General features: G+C 67.5%; 19 protein-coding genes. 1 reads left to right on the top strand and 18 read right to left on the bottom strand.

The genetic code is table 11. The features are described 5' to 3' along the window. Positions 1–61: 61 nt before the first annotated feature. The 14 genes from ABH900_RS15245 to ABH900_RS15180 all read right to left on the bottom strand — a co-directional run bounded on the left by ABH900_RS15245 (position 62) and on the right by ABH900_RS15180 (position 17994). Positions 62–1468, bottom strand: a complete 1407-nt coding sequence (locus ABH900_RS15245; RefSeq protein WP_429623943.1) for an efflux transporter outer membrane subunit — start codon at positions 1466–1468, stop codon at positions 62–64. Further along, entirely contained in the window at positions 1455–2618 is a 1164-nt protein-coding gene (locus ABH900_RS15240; RefSeq protein WP_429623941.1) for an efflux RND transporter periplasmic adaptor subunit, read from the bottom strand. Before ABH900_RS15240 ends, ABH900_RS15245 begins: the two co-directional genes overlap by 14 nt. Continuing rightward, complete coding sequence (locus ABH900_RS15235) at positions 2611–5829, bottom strand: efflux RND transporter permease subunit (RefSeq protein WP_429623940.1); 3219 nt, start codon at positions 5827–5829, stop codon at positions 2611–2613. Before ABH900_RS15235 ends, ABH900_RS15240 begins: the two co-directional genes overlap by 8 nt. Positions 5830–6521: 692 nt before the next feature. After that, positions 6522–7901 carry a sensor histidine kinase gene (locus tag ABH900_RS15230; protein WP_429623938.1) on the bottom strand — a complete coding sequence of 460 codons (1380 nt, stop codon included), beginning with the start codon at positions 7899–7901 and terminating at the stop codon, positions 6522–6524. After that, positions 7879–8562, bottom strand: a complete 684-nt coding sequence (locus ABH900_RS15225) for a response regulator transcription factor (RefSeq protein ID WP_429623937.1) — start codon at positions 8560–8562, stop codon at positions 7879–7881. Before ABH900_RS15225 ends, ABH900_RS15230 begins: the two co-directional genes overlap by 23 nt. 95 nt (positions 8563–8657) lie before the next feature. Further along, the gene (locus ABH900_RS15220; protein ID WP_429623936.1) at positions 8658–10841 is read right to left on the bottom strand and encodes a PAS domain S-box protein; all 2184 of its coding nucleotides are present in this window, start codon (positions 10839–10841) and stop codon (positions 8658–8660) included. A 208-nt stretch (positions 10842–11049) separates the two neighbouring features. Then, on the bottom strand, positions 11050–13437 hold the full coding sequence (locus ABH900_RS15215) for a Tex family protein (protein WP_429623935.1): 2388 nt from the start codon (positions 13435–13437) through the stop codon (positions 11050–11052). Between the two features lie 210 nt (positions 13438–13647). Continuing rightward, the gene (locus ABH900_RS15210) at positions 13648–13863 is read right to left on the bottom strand and encodes a hypothetical protein (protein ID WP_005410085.1); all 216 of its coding nucleotides are present in this window, start codon (positions 13861–13863) and stop codon (positions 13648–13650) included. A 253-nt stretch (positions 13864–14116) separates the two neighbouring features. After that, the gene (locus tag ABH900_RS15205; RefSeq protein ID WP_429623933.1) at positions 14117–14572 is read right to left on the bottom strand and encodes a hypothetical protein; all 456 of its coding nucleotides are present in this window, start codon (positions 14570–14572) and stop codon (positions 14117–14119) included. Beyond that, positions 14569–14772: a PspC domain-containing protein gene (locus tag ABH900_RS15200; protein ID WP_429623931.1), complete on the bottom strand. Its 204-nt coding sequence runs from the start codon at positions 14770–14772 to the stop codon at positions 14569–14571. The genes ABH900_RS15205 and ABH900_RS15200 overlap by 4 nt, the downstream gene beginning before the upstream one ends. 64 nt (positions 14773–14836) lie before the next feature. Continuing rightward, positions 14837–15205, bottom strand: a complete 369-nt coding sequence (locus tag ABH900_RS15195) for a YfeK family protein (RefSeq protein ID WP_429623929.1) — start codon at positions 15203–15205, stop codon at positions 14837–14839. 32 nt (positions 15206–15237) lie between these two features. Further along, a complete protein-coding gene (gene phaC / locus ABH900_RS15190; RefSeq protein ID WP_429623927.1) occupies positions 15238–16305 on the bottom strand; it encodes a class III poly(R)-hydroxyalkanoic acid synthase subunit PhaC in 1068 nt (355 codons plus the stop codon). Continuing rightward, positions 16302–17357, bottom strand: a complete 1056-nt coding sequence (phaE, locus tag ABH900_RS15185; RefSeq protein WP_429623925.1) for a class III poly(R)-hydroxyalkanoic acid synthase subunit PhaE — start codon at positions 17355–17357, stop codon at positions 16302–16304. Before phaE ends, phaC begins: the two co-directional genes overlap by 4 nt. 22 nt (positions 17358–17379) lie before the next feature. Next, entirely contained in the window at positions 17380–17994 is a 615-nt protein-coding gene (locus ABH900_RS15180) for a CDP-alcohol phosphatidyltransferase family protein (protein ID WP_100442258.1), read from the bottom strand. Between the two features lie 344 nt (positions 17995–18338). Here ABH900_RS15180 and ABH900_RS15175 point away from each other — a divergent pair, with 344 nt between their 5' ends. Further along, positions 18339–18989: a class I SAM-dependent methyltransferase gene (locus ABH900_RS15175; RefSeq protein ID WP_429623923.1), complete on the top strand. Its 651-nt coding sequence runs from the start codon at positions 18339–18341 to the stop codon at positions 18987–18989. A 78-nt stretch (positions 18990–19067) separates the two neighbouring features. Here the strand turns inward: ABH900_RS15175 and ABH900_RS15170 are convergent, their stop codons facing one another. The 4 genes from ABH900_RS15170 to ABH900_RS15155 form a co-directional block, all read right to left on the bottom strand. Continuing rightward, entirely contained in the window at positions 19068–20435 is a 1368-nt protein-coding gene (locus tag ABH900_RS15170) for an MATE family efflux transporter (RefSeq protein WP_429623921.1), read from the bottom strand. A 117-nt stretch (positions 20436–20552) separates the two neighbouring features. Beyond that, on the bottom strand, positions 20553–21170 hold the full coding sequence (locus tag ABH900_RS15165) for a DUF2239 family protein (protein WP_429623920.1): 618 nt from the start codon (positions 21168–21170) through the stop codon (positions 20553–20555). 124 nt (positions 21171–21294) lie between these two features. Next, positions 21295–21783, bottom strand: a complete 489-nt coding sequence (locus tag ABH900_RS15160; protein ID WP_429623918.1) for an NUDIX hydrolase — start codon at positions 21781–21783, stop codon at positions 21295–21297. 40 nt (positions 21784–21823) lie between these two features. Continuing rightward, positions 21824–22333: a DUF1249 domain-containing protein gene (locus ABH900_RS15155; RefSeq protein ID WP_429623917.1), complete on the bottom strand. Its 510-nt coding sequence runs from the start codon at positions 22331–22333 to the stop codon at positions 21824–21826. Between the last annotated feature and the right edge of the window lie 102 nt (positions 22334–22435).

Raw genomic sequence — 22435 nt, 5'->3', positions numbered from 1 at the left:
CCGGGAGGATGCGGCAATTGTTCCGCCCGTCCCTCTCACAGGCTGAGACCGCCTCCGGCCGCTACCGCGACCAGCCACCGCCGAGCGCTGCCATCAGCGCCGCGCTGGCCTGCAGCTGCCGGCTCTGGATGTCCTGCAGGCCGAGCTGGGCCTGGCGGGCATCGGTCTGCGCGCTGACCACGTCCAGGTAGCTCACCGCACCGCCGGTATAGCGGTCGCGTGCGATCTGCTCGGCACGCTGCGCTGCCGTCACCGCGTCCTGCTCGTGGCCGCGCTGGGCATCGAGCTGGCGCAGCAGGGTCAGCTGATCTTCCACCTGGCGGATCGCGGTCAGCACGGTGGCACGGTACTGCGCCGAGGCAGCGTCGAACTCGGCATCGGCCTCGGCCTTGGCCGCCTTGCGACGACCGCCATCGAATACCGGCAGTGCGGCCAACGGGCCCAGCGCCCAATAACGGTTGCCAGCATCCAGCAGGGCGCTGCCGCCCGAGGTCTGGCCACCCAGCAGCCCGGTCAGACTGAGCTGCGGGAACCACGCTGCGCGTGCCACACCGATGCCCGCATTGGCGGCGAACACCCGGCGTTCGGCGGCAGCGATGTCCGGCCGTCGTTGCAACAGACTGCTGGGCAGATCGGCTGGCACCGATGGCAACGCCGGCAGACCCGCAGCGGCCAGAATGAACCCGGTGGCCGGCGCACCGACCAGTTCGGCAATGGCGTGCCGCAGCAGTTCGTGGCGGGCGTCGAGTGCATCCAGATCTGCCTGCGCGCTGGCCAGCTGATGTCGCGCCCGCGACACATCCAGCTCCGACGCGATCTCGCCGCGGAAACGGTCTTCGGTCAGCGCCAGTGCCTGCCGGTAGTCCTCGATGCTGTCGTGCAGGATGGCCTGCTGTGCCTCCGCGCCCCTCAGCTGCAGATAGAGCCCGGCCAACTGCTGGGACAGGCTCAACCGCGCGGCGGCCAGGTCGTCACCACTGGCTTCGGCACGGGCCTGGCCGGCGGCTGCCGCGTTGCGCAGACGCCCCCACAGGTCGAGGTCGAACGACAACGAGAACGTGGCGGTATTGCTGTCATAGATGGCGGGCTGGGTGGCGCTGCGCAGCGGCTTGTCGTCGGACTGCCGCTGGCGCACCGGTCCGGTGCTGAAGCCGATCTGCGGTGCGCGCACCGATGCTACTTCACCCGCCGCGGCGCGCGCCGCATCGTAGTGCGCCACGGCCACCGCCAGCGTCGGGTTGGCGTTGGCCAACTGCTGCTGCAACTGGTCCATCGCCGGGTCCTGGAACGCCCGCCACCAGGCCTGCGGCAGCGGCGTGGCGTCCGCGGCGGCACCTGCACCGAACTCAGCACGTTCATACGCTGAAGGCATCGCCAGCGCGGGAACCTGGTAGGTCGGTGCCAGCGAACACCCTCCCAGTACCAGGGCCATCAGCGCCAACGCACCTGCGCGCTCAGCCGCGGGCATGCGCGTGCTCCTGTTCGCCGGCCACCACGCGTACATGGTCACCGTCGCGCAACGCGTCGGGAGGATTGGGAATGACCCGATCACCGGCCTTCAGCCCACGGTCAATGCGCAGCGTACTGCCCAGGTCACTGGCAACATGGATGTCACGCAGATGCACCCTACCCTGGCCGTCGACCACCGCCACCTGGGTGCCCTTGGCGCGGAAGATCAGCACCTCCGCCGGCACGCTCACGCCCGCACCGCCCCCCTGCAGCGGCAGGGTCACTTCCGCATAACTACCGGGTAGCAGCGCACCATCGGCGTTGTCGACCACGAACTGCGCCAACAGCGTGCCGGAACTGCGGTCGATCGCGCTGGAATCGCCCTGCAGCGTCGCGGTGAAAGCGCGACCGTCCTGGCCCGGCACCTGCAGCGTGGCCTGCAGGCCGGAACGGATGCTCGCCGCGCTGTTCTGCGGCACCGGCACCATCAGGCGCAGGCGGCGGGTGTCGGCGATGTTGAACAGCTCGCGGCCGCTGTCATCGGCGCGGATCAACTGACCGACGTCGGTCTGTCGCGAAGTGACCGTGCCGTCGAAGGGCGCGCGCAGCGTGCGGTAGCGGCCCAACTCCTGCAACCGCGCGTAGTCCGCTTGCGCCGCTTCCACACTGGCCTGTGCGGCCACCGCATTGGCCTGCTTCTCGTCGGCCTCCTGCCGCGATACCGAATGACTGCCAAGCATGCCCTGCCAACGCGCGGCACTGACCTTGGCCAGCGCCGCGTCCGCCTGCACCTGCAACAGATGGGCGTGGGCCTGTGCTATCTGCTGGTCCAGTTCGGGGCTGTCGATCACCGCCAGTACCTGACCGGCCTTCACCGGCTGGCCGATGTCAGCACTCCAGGATTTCAGATACCCGCCGACGCGGGCATGGATCGGCGCTTCAGCCCATGCACTGAGGTGGGCCGGCAGGGTCATCGTGCCTGCGGCACCCTGTTCACCCGCGGTGACCACCTGCACGGACGGAACCGCCTGGCGTTCGGTCCACTCGACCACCGCATGCGCCTGCTGCGCGCGCAATGCAAGGCCAGCAGCCACCAGAACGACTGCCACGGCGGCAGTCAGGATCAAAGGACGGCGCAGCGAGCGCTGCGGATGCGAAGACTCAGACATGCAGGGGTTCTCCGGCAGGAGCAGTACGGGTTTTGCGGGAGTGGGCCAATGCGAACACCACCGGCACGAACAGCAGCGTGGCGCAGGTCGCCAGCAGCAGGCCGCCGATCACCGCGCGGCCCAGCGGCGCGTTCTGTTCGGTGGACAGTGCGGTCGGCAGCATGCCCAGGATCATCGCCAGCGCGGTCATGCAGACCGGGCGGAACCGGGTAAATCCGGCTTCCAGTGCAGCCTTTGCGGCGTCACCGTGCTCGGCCAGGCGCTCGCGGCAGAAGCTGACCACCAGGATCGAATTGGCGGTGGCCACGCCCATGCACAGGATGGCGCCGGTCAGCGCCGGCACCGACAGCGTGGTATGGGTCAGGAACAGCATCCAGACCACACCGGCCAGGCCAGCCGGCAATGCGGTGATGATCACGAACGGGTCGGTCCAGGACTGGAAGTTGATGACGATCAGCAGGTAGATCAGAACGATCGCCGCCAGCAGGCCATAGCCGAGGCCGGTGAAGGCCACATGCAGCGCGTCGATCTGCCCGTGCAGGCCCACCTCGGTGCCGCGCGGTCGTTGACCGGCCATGCCGTCGATGACCTTCTGCACATCGGCTGCGACCGCGCCCAGGTCGCGGCCCTGCACGCTGGCATACAGGTCCAGCGTGGGCTGCACGTTGTAGTGGGTGACCACCGCCGAACTGGCACCACGCTGGATCTCGGCCAGGCCGCCCAGCACCTGCGGCGTGCCACTGCTGCCGGTCACCGGCAGCGCCTGCAGCGCCGCCAGGCTGTCCATGCGGTACTGCGGAGTGGCTGCAACGACGCTGTAGGAGATACCGTTCTTCGGGCTCAGCCAGAAGGTCGGCGCCACCTGGCCGCTGCCCGCCAGCGAGGCCACCATGCTGTTGGTGACGTCGCGTTCGGTGATGCCCAGGCCATTGGCGCGCAGGCGATCGACGTCCACCTTCAGGGTCGGGTAGCCATCGGGCTGCTGCAGACGCAGGTCCACCAGCCCCGGGACGTGGCGCAGCCGGCGCTGCAGTTCCTGCGCATACGCACGGTTGCCGGCCGCATCCGGCCCCGCGATGCGTACATCCAGTGGAGCGGGCGAACCGAAGTTGAGGATCTGGCTGCTTGTATCGGCCGGCAGGAACGCGAAGCTGGTACCCGGGAACGCCGCCGGCAGCACCTCGCGCAGGCGCTTTTCGTACCCGGCCGCGTCACCGTGGCCGGGCTTCAGCGAGACCTGGATGTCGCCATCCTGCGGACCGATGGTGCCGCTGGCGCTGTAGGCCATGTTGATACCGGTCATCGGCAGGCCGAGGTTGTCGACGATGGCGTCGATGTCGTGCGGCGGCACTTCCTGGCGGATACGTGCTTCGATGCGGTCGAAGGCTGCAGCGGTTTCCTCGATGCGCGTGCCGAGCGGCAGACGCACATGCAGCGACAGCGCACCAGCTTCGGTGGCCGGGAAGAAATCCTGACCCAATGTTGGCAGCAACGCGAAGGACACCAGCACGCAGGCCATGAAGCCGAGCAGGAAGCGACCACGATGGGCCAGCGCCAGGCCGAGCAGCGCGTGGTAGCGGTCGCGGGTGGCCGAGAAGGCCGCCTCGAACCGCTGTTGCCAGCGCGCCAGGATGGCCATCACGCGGGCACGACGCGGTTGCGGATGATCGCCCTCATGATGGTTGAGGAAGGCATCCTCGGGATGGTGGCCGACGCCGCCCTCGACACGGTGCGGACGCAGCAGGTACAGCGCCATCGTCGGCACCAGCGTGCGCGAGAGCACGAACGAGCTGGCCATGGCGAAGATCACCGCCAGTGCCATCGGCCGGAACAGGTAGCCGGCGATACCATCAAGCAGGAACATCGGCACGAACACGATGCAGATGCACAGCAGCGATACGAATGCCGGGCCGACGATCTGCGCGGCGCCGTCGAGGATCGCCTCGCGCACGCCCTTGCCCTGCTCCAGATGCCAGTTGACGTTCTCGATGGTGACGGTGGCATCGTCGACCAGGATGCCCACCGCCAGCGCCAGGCCGCCCAGGGTCATCACGTTGAGGGTCTGTCCTGCGGCCGACAACAAGGCGATGGCCGACAGCACGGCCAGCGGGATCGAGGCGGCGATGATGACGGTCGAACGCCAGCTGCCGAGGAATACCAGGATCATCACGCTGGTCAGCAGTGCGGCAATGATGCCTTCGCGGGCGACGCTGCTGATCGATTCGCGCACGAACGTCGACGCATCGCCCAGCAGCGAGATCTTCAGCGATGGGGGCAACGACTCGCCGATCTGCGGCAGCATGCTGCGGATGCGACTGACCAGGGTCAACGTGGAGGCATCACCATTCTTCAGCGCCGCCATCAACACCGAGTGGCCGCCGTTGACGCGCACGATATTGGTCTGCGGCGGTGAGCCATCGCGCACATGGGCGACCTGGCCGATGGTGACCACCGCACCATTGACGGTGCGGATCGGCAGATCATTCAGCGCTTCGATCTCGCTGGGGCTGTTGTTGAGCAGTACGGTGAATTCGTTGCTGCCCAGCTTGGCGGTGCCGACCGGGGTGATCTGGTTCTGGGCGGCCAGCGCATTGCCCACGTCCTGCGCCGACAGGCCCTTGGCCGCCATCGCCTGCGGGTCCAGGTCGAGGGTGATCTGGCGCTGCTTGCCGCCATAGGGTGCGGGAATGGCCAGGCCCGGGATCGAGGTGAGCGGCGGGCGCACGGTGTTCTGCGCCAGATCACGGATCTGCGATTCACCCAGCGTCGGGCTGGAAAACGCCATCTGCAGCACCGGCACGGTGGACGCGCTGTAGTTGAGGATCAACGGCGGCGTCATGCCCGCCGGCATCTGCTTGACCATGGTCTGCGAGATCGCGGTGATCTGTGCATTGGCGGTGCGGATGTCCACACCGGGCTGGAAGAACACCTTGACCACGCCCATGCCGGCCAGCGACTGCGATTCGATGTGCGCGATGTCATTGACGGTGGTGCTGAGCGCGCGCTCATAGGGCGAGATCACCCGGCCTGCCATCGCATCCGGCGACAGGCCGGTGTACTGCCAGACCACGGCGATGACCGGGATGCCGATATCGGGAAACACATCGGTGGGGGTGCGCAGTGCACTCAGCGGACCGACGATGCAGATGAAAATGGCCATCACCACGAAGGTGTAGGGCTTGTTGAGCGCGGTCCTGACCAACCCGAGCATGCAGCTCTCCAGCGATGCCACTGCCCACCGCGGGCAGCGCAGGCCGGCAAGTATCGGCGCTGTCAGCTAAAACAAGGCTGTGCCGCAGATGAAACATGTTTCATGAAGGAGGTGGGTTCGGCAGGGCTGCGCCCTGCACCTGCGGAGGCCAGAGCAACAGCAGCAGGCATTCCGTGGGATGGCGGGGCACTGTGGGTTCGCGGGGACGGCGCAAGTACGTCCATGTAGCCTTGGTCGCCGCATCCATGCGGCTCACACCCCGCAAACCCACAGTGCCCCGCCTTCGACAGTTGGCCGGCGGCCAGTAGATCCACGCCATGCGTGGATGAAATCTGTCGAAGGCGGGATGGGTCCGGTTGCGGGTGCGTGAGCGCCATGGGCCCGAGGCATGCCTCGGGCGGGTTGGGCAGGACGCCCAACCCCGGTCTTGCCGTGTGCGCAGGACAGCGCACACGAGCAAGGCGCGACCGAGCCTACAGGGGTGAGGGCGCTTTGCTTGCGAAGCACTGCTTCGCAAGCGCCCGAACGCCCAGCCGCCAGCGGCTGGGCCGGACCCCGGAGGGGTATTCACGGCGCCCCCCGCAACCGGACCCACCCCGCCTACCCACAGCAAATCAGCTTTTGCTTTGGCTGTTGCCTTGGCTTGAAGCTTCTGCAGGTGCAGGGCTGCAAGCCCTGCAAAAGAACACCCTCTACAGCACCTGCGGCCGGCACAGCAGGCTGAAGCGGGCGCCGCCCAGCGTCGACCCACCCACCTGCAGGCGGAATCCATGCAACCCGGCAATCGCCGCCACGATCGACAGACCCAGCCCAAAGCCACCTCCCCTGCTCGCCTCCGCGCGATGGAACCGCTGGAACACCAGGCTGCGCTCGGCTTCGGGAATGCCGGGCCCGGAATCCTCCACCACGATGCAGGTGGCGCCCTCTTCCACCTGTGCCGCCAATCGCACCCGACCGCCCTCCGGCGCGAACCGGATCGCGTTGTCGAGCAGATTGCCGATCGCCTCGAACAACAAACCACGATCGCCGATCACACCGGGCAGATCCGCCTCCAGTTCCAGCAGCAGCGATTGGCACCTTTCCTCCGCCAGCGGCACGTAGAAGGCATGGATCTCCTGCAGCAACGCCGCCGGCGCCAGTGAGCCGAACGCGGAACGGCGCTGGTGGTCCTCCAGCTCGGAAATCCGCAGCAGCGCGCGGAAGCGGGCCATCAGGGTGTCGGTTTCCTCCAGCACCTGATCCAACGGCAGCGCCTGCGGATCGCCATCGCGCACCTGCTGGCGCAGGCGGTACAGCTGCGCACGCACCCGCGTCAGCGGCGTACGCAGGTCATGGGCGATGTTGTCGCATACCCCTTTGACCTCGGTCATCAGCTGCTCAATGCGGTCGAGCATGGCGTTGACGATGGATGCCAGCATGTCCAGCTCATCGCGACGGTTGGACAAGGGCAGGCGCTGGCCCAGATCGCCGGCGACGATACCGGCGGTGGCCTGCTCGATGGCCTGGATGCGCCGCAGCGGGCGCCGCCGCAGCAGGTGCCAACCCAACAGGCCGGGCAGCAGGGTCAACGACACGCCCCACAGCAACGCGTCAAGGATGAGGTGATTGACCTCGTTCAACGGCCCGCTGTAGCGCACCAGCACCAGGATGCGGCCATCACGCGTCGGCATCGCCAGGCCGAAGCCGCGCTTGCCACGCGCGTAGGCATCATTGATCGGCAACCCGGACACCGGATGCGCGCTGCCATCAAGCGGCAGCTGCGCCGGCAGCGCCTTCAACATGCCGGCAAGCGGCTTTCCCTCGGGCGTGAACAGCCCATAGGCATCGATGCCGTGCAGGTCATAGCGGCGGTTCTCGCGCAGTGCCGCGGTCAACCCATCGCCGGTGAAGTGCTCGAACAGGTGCGCACGCTGCAACACCGCCGACTGCGCCAGCTCATCCAGGTACAGCGACACCCTCCAGTACAACACGCCCAGCAGCACGCACGACCAGGCCACGAACAGCAGGCTGTAAAGGCCCAGCAGCCTGCTGCTGGACGAACGCCAACCGTCAGACAGTTTCGCTGAGGACATAGCCACTACCGCGCACGGTCCGGATCAACGACGGCGCATCGGCCTGATCAAGCTTGCGCCGCAGACGGCCGATGTGGACGTCGATCAGGTTGGTACCGGGGTCGAAGTGGTAGCCCCACACCTCCTCGAACAACATCATCCGCGTCAGCACCTGGCCCGCATTGCGCATCAGGTATTCCAGCAATTTGAACTCGGTCGGAAGCAGGCTCAGGCTGCGCCCGCCGCGATGGGCGGTGCGTGCCAGCAGGTCCAGCTGCAGGTCGCCCACACACAGCAGCGTTTCGTTGCTGGCCGGGCGTTGGCGGCGGCGCAGCAGCACCTCCACCCGCGCAGCCATCTCATCGGAGGCGAACGGCTTGGTCAGATAGTCATCGCCGCCGGCACGCAGGCCGCGCACGCGCTCATCCACGTCCGACAGTGCGCTGAGCATCAGCACTGGCGTATCGATGCCGATCCGGCGCAGCGTGGTGACAATGGCCAGGCCGTCCAGGCCGGGCAGCATGCGGTCCAGCGTGATCGCGTCATAGTCGCCGCTGGCGGCGCGCACCAGACCTTCACGGCCATCAGCCACCCAGTCCACCTGCAGGCCATGGCTGCCCAGTTCCGCCACGATCTCCTGGGCGGTGACGGCGTCATCCTCGATGGTCAATACGCGCGACATGGGCACCACTGAAGTCCAGACTGGCCCATGCTCGCCAAATCAGCCGATGCGGGCAAATGAAACATCCTTCATCCACGCCGGTGGTGCGGGCCGGTTCAGCCGGCGTCGCCGTCATCACCGGGCAGGTCGGACAACTCACCCTGCACCTGCACGTTGTTGCGGCCCATCGCCTTGGCCCGGTAGCACTGGGCATCGGCCGAAGCCACCGCCTGGTCAACACTCATCCCGCCAGTCAGCGGCGCGATGCCGATACTGGCGCCGACCCGCAGCCGGTGCTGGTCCCAGGGAATGGACAGCGAGGCCAGGGTCTGCAGCAGTTCTCCACCGATCCGCGCCGCACGGCGTGGGGTGCAACCGGACAGGATCACCGCGAATTCGTCGCCGCCCAGCCGCGCCACTACGTCCGAATCGCGCACGCCGTGGCGCAGCACGCTGGCTACCGCCCACAACACGGCATCGCCGGCCAGGTGCCCCCAGGTGTCGTTCACCGGCTTGAAGCGGTCCAGGTCGATGTACATCAACGAGGCCGCCTGACCGGTGCGCTCGACACGGGTGATCGCCTGCTGCAGGTGTACTTCGAAGCCGCGGCGGTTGCTCAGTTCGGTCAACGGATCGATCTCGGCCAGATGGCGTGCTTCGCGCTGGCGCGCGCGCTGCTGGGTGTCGTCGCGCAGCACCCACACCGCGCCGCGCACATGCCCTTCGTCATCGCGTAGCCAGGCGCGGGTCAGGTCAACCGGCACCGTGGCAGTGCCCAGCCGCAGCAGCAGATCGGCATGCAGGTCCACCGCGTTGCTTTCCGGGTCCAGCAGCACCGACACATCCAGCACCGAGCCGGGCGCGTACTCGGTGGTCAACGCCAGCACGTCCTGCACCCTGTGCCCGGCCAACGACAGCGCGCCATCACCGGCCAGGGTGCGCACGGCGGCGGCATTGGCGTAATCGATGCGACCATCGAGGCTTACGCTCAGCACCAGATCGGCCACCGCATCCAGGGTGATCCGGCTGCGCTGTTCGCTCTCGAACAGGCGCTGCTCGCTGCTGCGCTGGGCGGTGATGTCCTGGATCTGCGACACGAAATGCAGCGGCTCGCCGTGCTCGTTGCGCACCAGCGAGACCGACAACCGCGCCCAGATGGTGCGCCCGTCGCGGTCGAGATAGCGCTTTTCCAGGTGGTAGTGGCTGCGCCGCCCTGCCAGCAGGTCCTGCACCAGGCCGAGATCGGTCTGCAGGTCATCGGCATGGGTCAGGCGCTGGAAATCCACCTGCAGCAGCTCTGCGCGCGGGTAGCCCAGGATCCGGCACAGGGCATCGTTGACGTCCAGCCAGCGCCCCTCCAGCGAAACCAACGCCATGCCCAGCGCCGCGGAGGTGAACGCACCGGCGAACTTCTCCGCCGACAAGCGTGCCTCGGCACGTGCCTGCAGGATTTCGGTGATGTCGATGGCCATGCCGACATAGCCGATGCGGACACCATCGGCACCGTCCATGCGACTGATCGACAGGCGCACCTGGCGCGGCTGGCCATCTTTGCGCAGCAGCGTCCACTGCCGCGAATAGGTCTGCCCGTCAGCGCGCGCACTGAGCGCCTCGAACACGCCAGGAAGATGGCCACCGGCATCGGCCAGCGGCTGCAGCCAGGCCCCCAGCTCACCCGGGTCGTGGAACGCATCAAGCCGGCGCTGGCCGACGACCTCCTGTGCGCTGTAGCCCAGAAGGCGCTGGGCGCCGGTATTGAACAGGGTAATGGTGCCATCGGTGTCGGTGGCGATCACCGCGACCTCATCGGAGGCGTCGACCACCGCCTGCAGTCGCTGCCGGGTCTCGGCGGCATCGTGCCGCGCCTGTTGCAGCTCGGTCACATCGGCATGGGCGCCGGCCATCCACAGCGGTCGCCCCTGCTCGTCCCACTCGAACACCCGCCCGCGGTCCTGGATCCAGATCCATTGGCCGTTGCGGTGCCGCATGCGCAGCAGGCAGGCGTAATTGTCGCTGTGACCTTCGAAATGATCGTCCAGGGCAGCATCGGACAACGCGATGTCATCGGGATGGACCAGCTTCAGGAAGGTCTTCTGGCAGACCGGCTCCAGTTCGTCCAGGCGATAGCCGACGATCTCGGCCCAGCGCGCGTTGACCCGCATCTCGCCGGTCTGCACGTTCCATTCCCAGGTTCCGGCCGCCGTGCCGTCAATGATCATCGCCAGGCGGCGGCGCTCTTCGGCCAGCTCCTGCAGGCGGCGTTCCACCCGTCCATTGCCGTTGGCGCCCTGGCCCGCCATCAACCCAGGCCCCAGCCGACACAGGCAGGCACCGGCCGCAGCGGAGCGCTGCAACCCTCGGCAGAAACAGCAGGTCGTGCTGGCGTCATGGCCCTCCCCAGCGACAGCGGGGTGGCCAGACGCCGCCCCTCATGCCCAAGTGTGCGCAATCACGGGGAAAACCGACAAGTCCCCCGCCACGATCCAAGCGTGACAGGGGACACGATCCTCAACTGCGCTTGGCGCGGGCAAAGGCCTCGGCCAGGGCACTGTTGGCCGGCGGTCCCGACGGGCCGGCACGGCCGCCATTGCCCGGCCCCCGGTTCTGCCCCCGGTTCGGGCCACCCGCATCGCGACGCGGGCCGGGGCCCTGGCCACGTTCCTCGCGCGGGCCCGGCCGGCTGGTGGCCTGCCCGGGGGTATCGTCCAGGCGCCGGGTCAGGGCGATGCGCTTGCGCGCCACATCCACCTCCAGCACCTTCACCTTGACGATGTCACCGGCCTTCACGACGTCGCGCGGATCCTTCACGAACGTATCGGAAAGCGCCGAGATGTGGATCAGGCCGTCCTGGTGCACGCCGATGTCGACGAAGGCGCCGAAGGCCGCCACGTTGCTCACCACGCCTTCCAGCACCATGCCCTCGCGCAGGTCCTTGATGTCCTCCACGCCTTCGGCGAAGCGCGCGGCCTTGAACTCCGGACGCGGGTCGCGGCCGGGCTTCTCAAGCTCCTTGAGGATGTCACGCACGGTCGGCACGCCGAAGGTGGCGTCGGTGAACTGCTCGGCCTTCAACCCGCGCAGGAAGCTGCCGTCGCCGATCAGCGCCTTGATCGGGCGAGCGGTGCTGGCGACGATGCGCTCGACCACCGGGTAGGCTTCCGGGTGCACGGCCGAGGCATCCAGCGGTTCATCGCCGTCGGCGATGCGCAGGAAACCGGCGCACTGCTCGAAGGTCTTCTCGCCCAGTCGCGACACTTTCAACAGGTCCTTGCGGCGCTTGAACGGGCCGTTGTCGTCGCGATGGCGGACGATGTTCTCGGCCACCGTGGTCGACAGGCCCGACACACGCGACAGCAATGCGGCCGACGCGGTGTTCACGTACACGCCGACCGCGTTCACGCAGTCTTCCACGCGCGCCTCCAGCGCGCGTGCCAGGCGGTACTGGTCCACGTCGTGCTGGTACTGGCCGACACCGATCGCCTTGGGCTCGATCTTGACCAGCTCGGCCAGAGGATCCTGCAGCCGACGGGCGATGGATACTGCACCACGGATCGACACGTCCAGGTCCGGAAACTCCTTGGCCGCGAACTCCGAGGCCGAGTACACCGACGCACCGGCTTCGCTGACCACCACTTTCTGCAGCTTCGGATTGGCCAGGGCCGTAATCGCCTCACCGGCGAGCTTGTCGGTCTCGCGGCTGGCGGTACCGTTGCCGATCGCGATCAGCGCCACGTTGTGCTTGGCGCACAGGTGCTTGATCGTCTGCAGCGACTGCTCCCACTGCCGACGCGGTTCGTGCGGGTAAATGGTGTCGGTGGCGACCAGCTTGCCGGTGGCATCGACCACGGCGATCTTGCAGCCGGTGCGGATGCCCGGATCCAGGCCCAGCACGGTCTTCGGGCCGGCCGGTGCGGCCAGCAGCAGGTCCTTCAGGTTGTCACCGAACACGGCGATGGCTTCGGCTTCGGCCTTCTCGCGGGCCTGGTTGAACAGGTCCAGCAGCAGGTGGGTGTGCAGCTTGGCGCGCCATGTCAGGCGGCATGCATCCAGCAACCAGCGGTCAGCCGCGCGGCCCTGGTCGGCGATGCCGGCCCTGCGCGCCACGCGCCCCTCGGCGTACTGGTGGCCGGCCTCGGCATCGCTGCCCGGGTCCAGTTCCAGGAACAGGATCTCCTCGCGGCGCGCACGGAACAACGCCAGCAGCCGGTGCGAGGGAATCTTCGCCAGCGCTTCGGCGTGCTCGAAGTAATCGCGGTACTTGGCGCCTTCGGTTTCCTTGCCCTCGGCTACACGGGCGCGGATCACGCCGGTTTCGCCCAGCCAGGTGCGCAGTTCGCCGACCAGCGCAGCATCTTCGCCCCAGCGCTCCATCAGGATCGCGCGCGCGCCTTCCAACGCGGCCTTGGTGTCGGCCACGCCCTTGTCGGTATCGACGAAACCAGCGGCGAAGACCTGCGGGTCCAGCGTCGGGTCGGCCAACAGGCCGTCAGCCAGCGGCTCCAGCCCCGCCTCGCGGGCGATCTGCGCGCGGGTGCGGCGCTTGGGCTTGTACGGCAGGTACAGATCTTCCAGCCGGCTCTTGGTATCGGCGGCCAGGATGTCGTTGCGCAATCCGTCGCTGAGTTTGCCCTGCTCACCGATGCTGGCCAGCACCGCGGCGCGACGGTCTTCCAGCTCGCGCAGGTAGGTCAAGCGTACTTCCAGGTTGCGCAGCTGGGTGTCGTCGAGGCCGCCGGTCACTTCCTTGCGGTAGCGCGCGATGAACGGAACGCTGGCGCCTTCGTCGAGCAGGCCGACAGCGGCGCGTACCTGAGTGGACTGGGCACCGATCTCGGCGGCGATGGTCTGAGCGATCTGCTGGGCGAGCGCGCTCTTGGCGTTCTTGGCGTCGTGCATTGCTTCCGGCCTGGGCCGCATCAACGGAGAAGACCCCATTCTTGCAATCCATGGCAGAGCCGGACAAGGCATTGACAGCGGGCGAGGTTCAGCGGCGGGGACCGGTGGGGACGCCGGCATCCTGGCGAAGTGGGGCTCGGACTGGCCCGGGGCTGGGATGCCGGCGCGGGCGCGCGATGGTGGAGCGCGCCCTGCCGCGTAATACGAAGGTCAGCGGTAGTGGCGGGCGGCGCGCTGCATGACGATCTCGTCACGCATGCCTTCCAGAGCCATCAGCCGAACCTTGCCAACACCTTGCAGTTCCATGAACCGCTCCGTGTAGAACTCCGGCCCCAGCGCGGTGTCGGCGCGGGATTTGCTGAAGCCATAGGGCACCACGCCCTTCTCGCCATCCTTGCTACCACCGACATAAAGAACAATTGCCATGTGATGTCTTCCTCCAAATTGCTACTGCGTACTGCACTCGATGAGCGATGCTGCGAGCTCATCGAGGGAGAGCTTACCGCGTCGAACCTGACTGGAACGTCACGAAGGCTAATGACGATCGGTTGCATGCAGATGACTGCGGGATCGCAGCAGAATGCTTATGGATCTTTAACTTTCGGCTAACGAATCGACCTCAGCCACGTAGCGTCGAGCTTGCTCGACTGCTTTTGCGGCCCCAGTCGAGCAAGCCCGACTACGACGGCCACCAACCGTGCCCGAACCGGGCGTAGTGATCGGCCGCCCGCTCGAACGGATTGCGCGCACTCACGCCACCGCACAGCAGGTAGACCGGCAGGTACAGCGGTCCCAGCACCAGGTACTGGTAGACGTGCGCGCGTTCGTGGTCGTCCAGCCGGATCAGCGGCTCCACGCCCCAACCCGCCTGATGCGCATAGGTGCGGCAGGAAATGCCGAGGTCATGGCCGGTATGCAGGATCACGTTGCCCAAGGTGATCGCCCCACCCGGACCCCACGGCCAGCGGTCAAAAACGACAGCACAGTCCCGCCCGCTCCAGCGGGGCGTCGCACCGCCCAGCATGCCCGCCAGACCACCCACCAAGCCGATCAGCGAATTGGGCAGCGTCCACCCGGCGCCCAGCAGCTGCAGCGCGCGCAGCCAGAGCGAACGGGGCCGGGGCGAGGTATTCAATCGGCCTCGTTGGGAATCAGCAGCCACAGGATCAGGTAGACCAGGATGCCGGGAAACGCGGCCGACGCAATGGACACCAGCACGTAGATCACCCGCAGCAACGTGGCATTCCAGCCGAAGCGATGGGCGATGCCGCCCATCACGCCCGCGATCATGCGGTCGTTCAGCGAGCGCGACAGCGTCTTGGGCGTGGTGTTCATGGCGGCATCTCCTGGGAATCGGAAAGAGCAGTCGAGCAGGCTCGACTCTACATCGGCCCAGTGTCTACGGCGTGCGTTGGCGCAGCGCCTGCAGGCGCGCGCCGAACCAGGCGGCAGCGGTCTGTTCAGGCTGCCCCGGGCACTGGATGCGGTAAGGCTTGCCGCTCATGCTGCTCTGGCTGGCGGCACGCTCGATGAACTGCTCGGCGCTGTCCACCTGGTTCTTCTTCAGAAGGTAGTCGTACTTGCGCTGCAGGTGCGCGCGCGCATCGCTGCCGTCGTACCAGCTGCCATTGCGCTGGAACCGGCACTGCGAGCCGTCGAGGCTGGAGATCAACTGGGCGATCTCGCGCTGTGCCTGCGGGCCGGGGGCGGCGTGGGCGAAAGGTGCCACCAGCAGTGCAGCGAGGATCAGGCAAATGCGTCGGAACATCGGGGTCTCCAGGCAGTCGAGCAAGCTCGACTCTACACGTCCCGCGCCTTCAGCCAGCCGTCAATCGTCGCCGGCACTTCGCGCTGCGCGCGCCCGGATACATAGATACCGATATGCCCGCCACGGAAACTGGACTCGGTGTAGTCGTCCGTACCCAATCGCCCGCGCATCGCGCGCGACGCATCCGGTGGCACCAGATGATCCTGCTCGGCGTAGATGTTCAGCACCGGCAGCGTCACCTGCGACAGATCCACCGCCTCCTCGCCGATCCGCACCGTGCCGTTCACCAGCCCGTTGCCCTGGTAGAACTGCTTGATGAAGTCACGGAACGCCTCGCCCGCAAGATCCGGCGAATCGAAGATCCATTTCTCCATGCGCAGGAAGTCTTCCAGCGCGGCCTTGTCATCGAGGATGTCAAGCAGGCCCACGTACTTCTGGACGTTCAGGCGGAATGGCTTGAGCATCAGGTAACTGGCATTCATCAGGTCGGCCGGAATGTTGCCCAGCGTGTCCACCAGAAGGTCCACGTCCACCTGCCGCGCCCAGTGCGAGAGCATGTTGTCGGCGGTCTGGAAATCGACCGGGGTGACCATGGTGATCAGCTTGCCCAGCTTCTGCCTGCGCAGCGCGGCGTAGCACAGCGCGAACACGCCGCCCTGGCAGATGCCGAGCAGATCGACCGGGCCGCCACTGCGCGCGCGCAACGCATCCACTGCGCCATCGATGTAGCGCAACAGGTAGTCCTCCAGCGTCTGGAAGCGCTCGGAGCGGTCCGGGTAGCCCCAGTCCAGCACGTACACGTCCTGGCCCAGCGCCAGCAGCTTCTGCACCAGCGAACGGTCGGCCTGCAGGTCGACCATGTACGGCCGGTTGACCAGTGCGTAGACGATCAGCAGCGGCGTGCGTCGGGTCGGCGCCTGCTCACCGACGAAGCGGTACAGCACCACCTTGCCGTCACGCCAGACTTCCTCGCGGGCGGTCACGCCATAGTCCACGTCCTCCACCTGGGGCAGCAGCTTCAGCCCTTCCATCAGCTTGCGCTGCATGGCCAGGGTCTCCTGCATCAGGTCATCGGCGTTGAAACCCAGCGGTCCTTTCATCGCTCACGCACCCGTGAGGTGGCGCGGGCGGCAGCTTTCTTCGCGGCCGTCTTCTTCGCCGGCGCGGCCTTCTTCGCGGGCTTGCGCGCGGCCGGCTTCACCTTCGCCGGTGCCGGCTGCGCCACCGGATCCACCGCAGCCGTGCCGGCCAGCGCCGACACCTGCGCCTGCAGGCGGCGCAGGTTGCGCTCCAGCTCGGCAATGCGGCGATGTGCGGCATCCATCTCGGTGCGGGTCGGCAGGCCGATGCGTTCACTCATCTGTTCGACCTCGCGCTGCAACCCGCCACGCAGGCGCATCTGCGCGTTGCCCAGCGCGGCATACACCTGCTGGAACGGCTCGGACATGGCCACCTTGGCATAGGCTTCTTCGGCCACTTCGATCCACAGGTCGAACATCGCCCGGGCGCTGGTCAACTGGCTTCCCGGCTGCTCATGCTGGGCCAGACGCTGCTCGAACAAGGCGAAGGCGTCGTCCAGCGCCTGCTGGATCTGCTCGACGTAGGCGCGTGAGTGCTGCTGGTACTCCTCCTGCGCACGCAGCAGGGCCTGCCAGCGCGCCTGGTGCTCGCGACCCGGGCCGAATGCCGGGCTCTGCAACCACGGCCCCGCCTGCAGTTGCCATTGTTGCAGCCATGCGGCGAATCCGGGCACATCGGCCCCGGCGTGGGTGCTGCCACGCGCGCCCTGCAGCATCCACTGCAGCATGCCCTCACCCTGCCCCTGCACTGCCTCGCGCCAGGCCTGGGCCACGTCGGCGCTGCTGGCATCGCGGCCGGCGAAGCGCGACGCCACGTCCTGCATCGTGCCGTACCAGCTGCCCGCCTGTTCGCGGAAGCGGCGCACGGCATCTTCCGGCGCGCCCTGCCCCTGTTCGGGCAGCAGCTGGCCCCACCCGTCGAACAGGCGCTGCCAACTGATGGGGCCGGCACCGGCACCGGCCGACGCACCCGGTGCGGCCGCCTGCCGCAGGGCGTCACCCCAGGCACCGAAGTACTGGCGGGCAAGATTCTCGAAATCGCTGCTGCCGGCGTCATGGGCCGAGCTGGTCATTGCAGGCCTCCGCTGGGCGGGCTCATGGCTTGGGGATGCGCAGGGTCTTGCTGATCATCAGCGACCCGGACAAAGCGAACAGCAGCACCATCGGATGCAGCTGCCACGGACCGATCTGCCACTGGCCGAACCAGATGTTCTGGCCGATGGCATCGGTGCCGGCAGCGATCGCCAGCACGATCACCAGCACCAGGCTGGTCGGGATCGGCGTGCCCTCGAAGTACTTCACCTTGCCTTCGTCGCCGGCCAGGGCCTCGGCGGTGACGTTGTAGCGTGCCAGGCGGCTGACGCCACAGCACACGAAGTAGCTCAGCACCAGCCAGTCCCAGCCGCCCTGCATGCCGCAGGCATAGGCCAGCGCCGCCGGCGCCACGCCGAAGGAGATCACGTCCGACAGCGAGTCCAGCTCACGGCCCAGGGTGGAACTGGACTTGCGCCAGCGCGCGATGCGCCCGTCGAGGGCGTCGAAAATGAAGGCCAACGGGATCAACGCCATGCCAAACAGCAGGTAGCCACGCTCCCCGTCCTGCAGGAAGCGCATCGCGGCGAACACCGCGCCGGTGCCGCAGAAAGCATTGGCCAGGGTGAACCAGTCGGCCAGCTGGAATTCGCGCAGCATCGAGAAGTGGCGTTTCATGGAGTCTCACGGAGCATCAAGGTCCACAGGTTACCGCGAGCGCCACCACTGGTGACAGCGCCCGCCCTGGCGGTCCTTCACCGCTCCCTCACTCATCCTCACCAACGGTGAATTTTTCGCCACCCATCTTGACAGCCTAGGGGGGTGGCGCCTGTCGGCGCTTATCCACAAAGTTGCCCACGCGTAATCCACACCCCCTGTGGACAACCAGATCTCACCGACTGCGACGTTGGACATTTCCTGATCACCTGGCAACGGGGTTTCCCTACTTCCCAAGCCACCCGACCGGCGCTATGGTCACCGGCGGGCCCGCCGCCGCCACGTCCGCACCTCCGCTACGGACGATGATGATGCTGGACACTTCCACCCTGGCCGCGCAGCTGCGGCAGCCCCACGGCGAGGCCGCGCTGGCGGTGGCCGACTCGATGAACCGCAGCAACGGCGCGCTCAACCGGGCGGCCATCAGCCTGCTGGCCGTCGCTGCAGGCGAACGAATCCTCGAAATCGGCCCAGGCAATGCCGCCTTCGCTCCCCTGCTGCTGCACGCTGATGACAGCCACTACCTGGGCATCGAACTGTCCGCCGCCATGGTCGAGGCCGGCAACCAGCGGCTGGCCAGCGCCGGCCTGGCCGACCGGGCCACGATGCGCCTTGGCGACGCCCATGCCCTGCCGGTTGCTGATGAGGCAATGGATGCGGCACTGGCGGTCAACACCCTGTACTTCTGGCCGTCCCTGGCACCGGTACTGGATGAGCTGGCGAGGGTACTGCGCACGGGTGGCCGGCTGTGCCTGGCCTTCGGAGATGCCGCCTTCGTGCGCAGCCTGCCCTTCGCCGCCGATTTCCATCTGCATGAACTGGAGGCGGTGGAGCAGGCGCTGCGCGTGTCCGGCTTCCGGGTTTCGGCCTGGCGCAGCCATCGGGAAACCGCGACCGGCAACGATGGCCAGGCGCGCGATAAACACTTTCATCTGCTGCTGGCGCAGCGGCGCTGATTTCCGCCGGGCGTGGCCCGGCGCTACCCTGACTGCATACCCTGGTAGCGCCGGGCCATGCCCGGCGAGCACCTGCGCTCAGGCCGTTACCGGCAACCGGCTCCGCCACCGGGCAAAGCACAACAGCTGCAGCATCAGCATCGCCAGCAGGCCCAGCGGCCACGCCCACCACAACCCGGCCAGACCGTGCCGTGCCTGAAGCCACATCGCCAGTGGCAGCTCCAGCAGCAACACCGCCGCCATGCCCAGCAATGCCGGCAGCAGCACCGTGCCGCTGCCTCGCATCACGCCGACCAGCACCGTGGCGCCTCCCATCGCCAGCACACCCCACACCACCGTACGCAACTGCAGCGTGGCCAACTCGCGCACTTCTGGCTCGGCCAGGATCAGGCCGGTCAGCCAGGGCGCCAGCACCGTCACCAGCATTACCACCACCGTCAGCACCGCCAGCCCCAGCAGCACGCCGGTGCGGGCGATGGCCGGCAACCGCGCCGCACGCCCGGCCCCCATCGCATGCGCTGCCAGGATGGTGGCAGTGATGCCCAGCGACATGGCAGGCAACTGCACCCAGCTCATCAGCTGGTTGACCGCACCATAGGCCGCCGTGGCGGTGTAGCCATAACGGTTGATCCAACCCAGCAGCACGATCTCGGCAATGGCCAGGCTGAGCATCTGCAGCGACGAGGGGACACCGATGCGCAGCATCGCGCGGATGATCGCGCCATCGAAACGGATGGCACGCAACAGTTCATGGCCCGGCGCCAGCGGATGCCCCAGACGATGCCAGCGCCACAGCAGCCAGACCAGGGCCAGCAGCGAGGCGAACGCCGCCGACACTGCGGCACTGGCCGCGCCCAGCGACGGCAGGCCGCCCCAGCCCAGGATCAGCAGTGGCGTGCACAACAGGCCGACCACCGTGGCCAGCAGCAGCGCATGCAGCGGCGTCTTCGCATCGCCCACCGCACGACTCACCGCGGTGGCCAGCCATAGCAGGAAGAACACCGGCGCCGCCAGCAGCAGGACGCGAGCGTAGACGATGGAATCGTCGAGGATCACGGCGGGCGTGCCCAGTACCGCCAGTAGCTGCGGGGCAAAAACGCCGCCCACCGCCATCACCAGCACTGACAGCAGCAGCGCCACCGCCACTGCACTGCCAGCCACAGCGCGTGCCTGCTGCGGCCGGCCAGCGCCCCAGGCCTGGCCGATCAGCACCATCGCGCCGGTCGCCAGGCCCATCACCAAGGCCAGCAGCAGGAAAAACACCGGGAAGAAGGCAGCGGCGGCGGCCACCGCCTGCGTACCGAGCAGGTGGCCAAGATAGACATTGTCCAGCGTGCCGGCGGCCAGCTGCAGCGCATTGGTCAGCAGCATCGGCAGCAGCAGGGCCAGGTAGGTGCGCCATAGCGGCGGCGCGGCCGGGGCAATCGGGTGTGCAGCGGTGTTCATGGGGTTCTCTGGGCAAGGCGCCGCCCTGCCCGGCGTTTCCGCCAGCAAGGCAAGCACAGGGGAGCGGGCCGAGGCCCGTGGTCAGATGGCGGCGCCGTTCAGCGACGGCGCGCCGGCTCAGCCGTCGGCGCTGTCGAAGGCCAGGCGCAGGGTGTGCGCGCGCACGTCCTCGGGCCAGCCGTGCAATGCCGCCTCCAGGCCCGCGCGGTCATGTGCGAACAGGACACGGATGGCATCTTCAAAGCCCGGCAGGTCTCCGGCGATGGTCTGCAGGAAGTGATACGCACGCTCGCTGTCACGGCGCTGCCGATCTTGGTCCGCGCCGGCGCGACTGGCCGTTTCCACCAGCTTGCGCAGCACCACCGAGGCGCCGCCGGGCTGATCGGCCAACCACGCCCAGTGGCGCGGCAGCAATGTCACTTCGCGGGCGACCACGCCCAGCCTGGGTCGACCGCGGCCACGGCGCGGCGCGGGCAGTTCGTCGGCGGCCGCGTCCGGGGCCGCCTCCACGGCTGCGGGAAACGCTTCGGCTACCCGCGCCAGCAGGTCCGCGTCGCTGCCGCGCGTGTCGAAATCATGGGTGCGGCCGGTGGCGTTGTCGAACACCAGCAGCGGACCGGCAGCATTGTCGGTGCGCAGCTGCTTGAGTGCCAACGCGGCCACCTCCGCAGTACCGGAAGCGACCAGGCGATGGCGGTCGAAACAACTGAAGGGAGGAAGGCGGGACGCAGGCATGACGATGGCATCGAGGGCGATGGGTGAATATTGCCCGGGTAATTTTAACGAGTCAATATTGCCCGGATATTAATTACACCCAAAGAGGGTGCCGACCATGTTCGACCCCATCCGTTCCGCCGCCTTACAGGCGGCTGTAGGACCAGCTCACCATGCGGCCATCCTTGTAGGGCATCACGCCGTGGAACGGGCGCGGGTCAGCGTCGAACACCAGCGGCAGGAAGTTGCGGTCACCCTCCCACATCGGCAGCGTGTCCAGCCTGTCCAGGTCCACCCACTCCAGCGTGCCTTCGTGGTTGCCGCCATGCGGGGTGCCCTCGAAGGTGTCGATGACGAACACGAAACCCAGCCAATCCTCGCCATGCTTGCCGAAACCTGGCCAGCTGAGGGTGCCGCGCAGGCGCATGCGGGTGCAGTCGATGCCGGCCTCCTCCTGGATCTCGCGGCGCATGCTCGCCGCCACGTCCTCGTCCGCTTCGATCTTGCCACCCAGCCCGTTGTACTTGCCCAGGTGATGATCACCGGGACGGGTATTGCGGTGGATCATCAGCACCTGGCGACGATCGGGCGAGAGCACATAGCCCAGGGTGGCGACGATCGGGGTGTACGGCATGGCAGCATCCAGCGGCAGGTCAGCCGTGGATTATGGCCGATCAACGCACCAGCGACAGGCGGCGTTCGGTGGACGTGGCGGCACCCTCGGGATCTCGGCGCAGGGTGGCGACGCCATGGCCGCGCTCGGCCAGGTACTCCAGCCACTTGCCGAGGAAGGTGTTCATCCGCATGCGGTGGCTGATCAGCTCTGCCGGCGGTGGGTACAGGCCCATGGTGTCCTGCCAGCGGCGGCCGACGTAACAATGGGTGGTCTCGGCCTGGCGCGCGTCACGGTACAGGCGCACGTAGGCCGACGGATCGGGCTCACCGGTGACCGGGTCGGCCAGATCGTAGGTCAGGCGCAGCTCCACCGTGTAGCGGTGGCACTCGATCACGTCCAGGCGCACGTCCAGGCCGTCGCCGATCGAGGAAAGGTAGCTGCCCGCCACCAGTCCGGCCGGTTCGAACAGGCGCACCAGGTGGCGGTAGTTTTCCGCATACAGGCCCATCAGCCAGCTGAGCCGGCTCAGGCGGGGAATGCGTTCGGTGCGGGGCGAGGCGTGGGCCATGGGTCGATCCTACACGTTGGTGCTTCAACGTGGGGGCGGGATCGCCCCGGCCAAAGGGGCCCGGTATCGACCAACGGTCGATACCCACCACGCACGAGGGTC

This window comes from Stenotrophomonas sp. AN71, assembly GCF_050435725.1.
Classification (GTDB): Bacteria; Pseudomonadota; Gammaproteobacteria; order Xanthomonadales; family Xanthomonadaceae; genus Stenotrophomonas.
Note: the sequence above shows the minus strand (reverse complement) of the source record. Positions and strands in the feature narration are given on the sequence as shown.

Coding starts and splice junctions, on each gene's coding strand:
- ABH900_RS15245 (WP_429623943.1), bottom strand. CDS start 1,468: ATGCCCGCGGCTGAGCGCGCAGGTGCGTTGGCGCTGATGGCCCTGGTA.
- ABH900_RS15240 (WP_429623941.1), bottom strand. CDS start 2,618: ATGTCTGAGTCTTCGCATCCGCAGCGCTCGCTGCGCCGTCCTTTGATC.
- ABH900_RS15235 (WP_429623940.1), bottom strand. CDS start 5,829: ATGCTCGGGTTGGTCAGGACCGCGCTCAACAAGCCCTACACCTTCGTG.
- ABH900_RS15230 (WP_429623938.1), bottom strand. CDS start 7,901: ATGTCCTCAGCGAAACTGTCTGACGGTTGGCGTTCGTCCAGCAGCAGG.
- ABH900_RS15225 (WP_429623937.1), bottom strand. CDS start 8,562: ATGTCGCGCGTATTGACCATCGAGGATGACGCCGTCACCGCCCAGGAG.
- ABH900_RS15220 (WP_429623936.1), bottom strand. CDS start 10,841: ATGGCGGGCCAGGGCGCCAACGGCAATGGACGGGTGGAACGCCGCCTG.
- ABH900_RS15215 (WP_429623935.1), bottom strand. CDS start 13,437: ATGCACGACGCCAAGAACGCCAAGAGCGCGCTCGCCCAGCAGATCGCT.
- ABH900_RS15210 (WP_005410085.1), bottom strand. CDS start 13,863: ATGGCAATTGTTCTTTATGTCGGTGGTAGCAAGGATGGCGAGAAGGGC.
- ABH900_RS15200 (WP_429623931.1), bottom strand. CDS start 14,772: ATGAACACCACGCCCAAGACGCTGTCGCGCTCGCTGAACGACCGCATG.
- ABH900_RS15195 (WP_429623929.1), bottom strand. CDS start 15,205: ATGTTCCGACGCATTTGCCTGATCCTCGCTGCACTGCTGGTGGCACCT.
- phaC (WP_429623927.1), bottom strand. CDS start 16,305: ATGAAAGGACCGCTGGGTTTCAACGCCGATGACCTGATGCAGGAGACC.
- phaE (WP_429623925.1), bottom strand. CDS start 17,357: ATGACCAGCTCGGCCCATGACGCCGGCAGCAGCGATTTCGAGAATCTT.
- ABH900_RS15180 (WP_100442258.1), bottom strand. CDS start 17,994: ATGAAACGCCACTTCTCGATGCTGCGCGAATTCCAGCTGGCCGACTGG.
- ABH900_RS15175 (WP_429623923.1), top strand. CDS start 18,339: ATGATGATGCTGGACACTTCCACCCTGGCCGCGCAGCTGCGGCAGCCC.
- ABH900_RS15170 (WP_429623921.1), bottom strand. CDS start 20,435: ATGAACACCGCTGCACACCCGATTGCCCCGGCCGCGCCGCCGCTATGG.
- ABH900_RS15165 (WP_429623920.1), bottom strand. CDS start 21,170: ATGCCTGCGTCCCGCCTTCCTCCCTTCAGTTGTTTCGACCGCCATCGC.
- ABH900_RS15160 (WP_429623918.1), bottom strand. CDS start 21,783: ATGCCGTACACCCCGATCGTCGCCACCCTGGGCTATGTGCTCTCGCCC.
- ABH900_RS15155 (WP_429623917.1), bottom strand. CDS start 22,333: ATGGCCCACGCCTCGCCCCGCACCGAACGCATTCCCCGCCTGAGCCGG.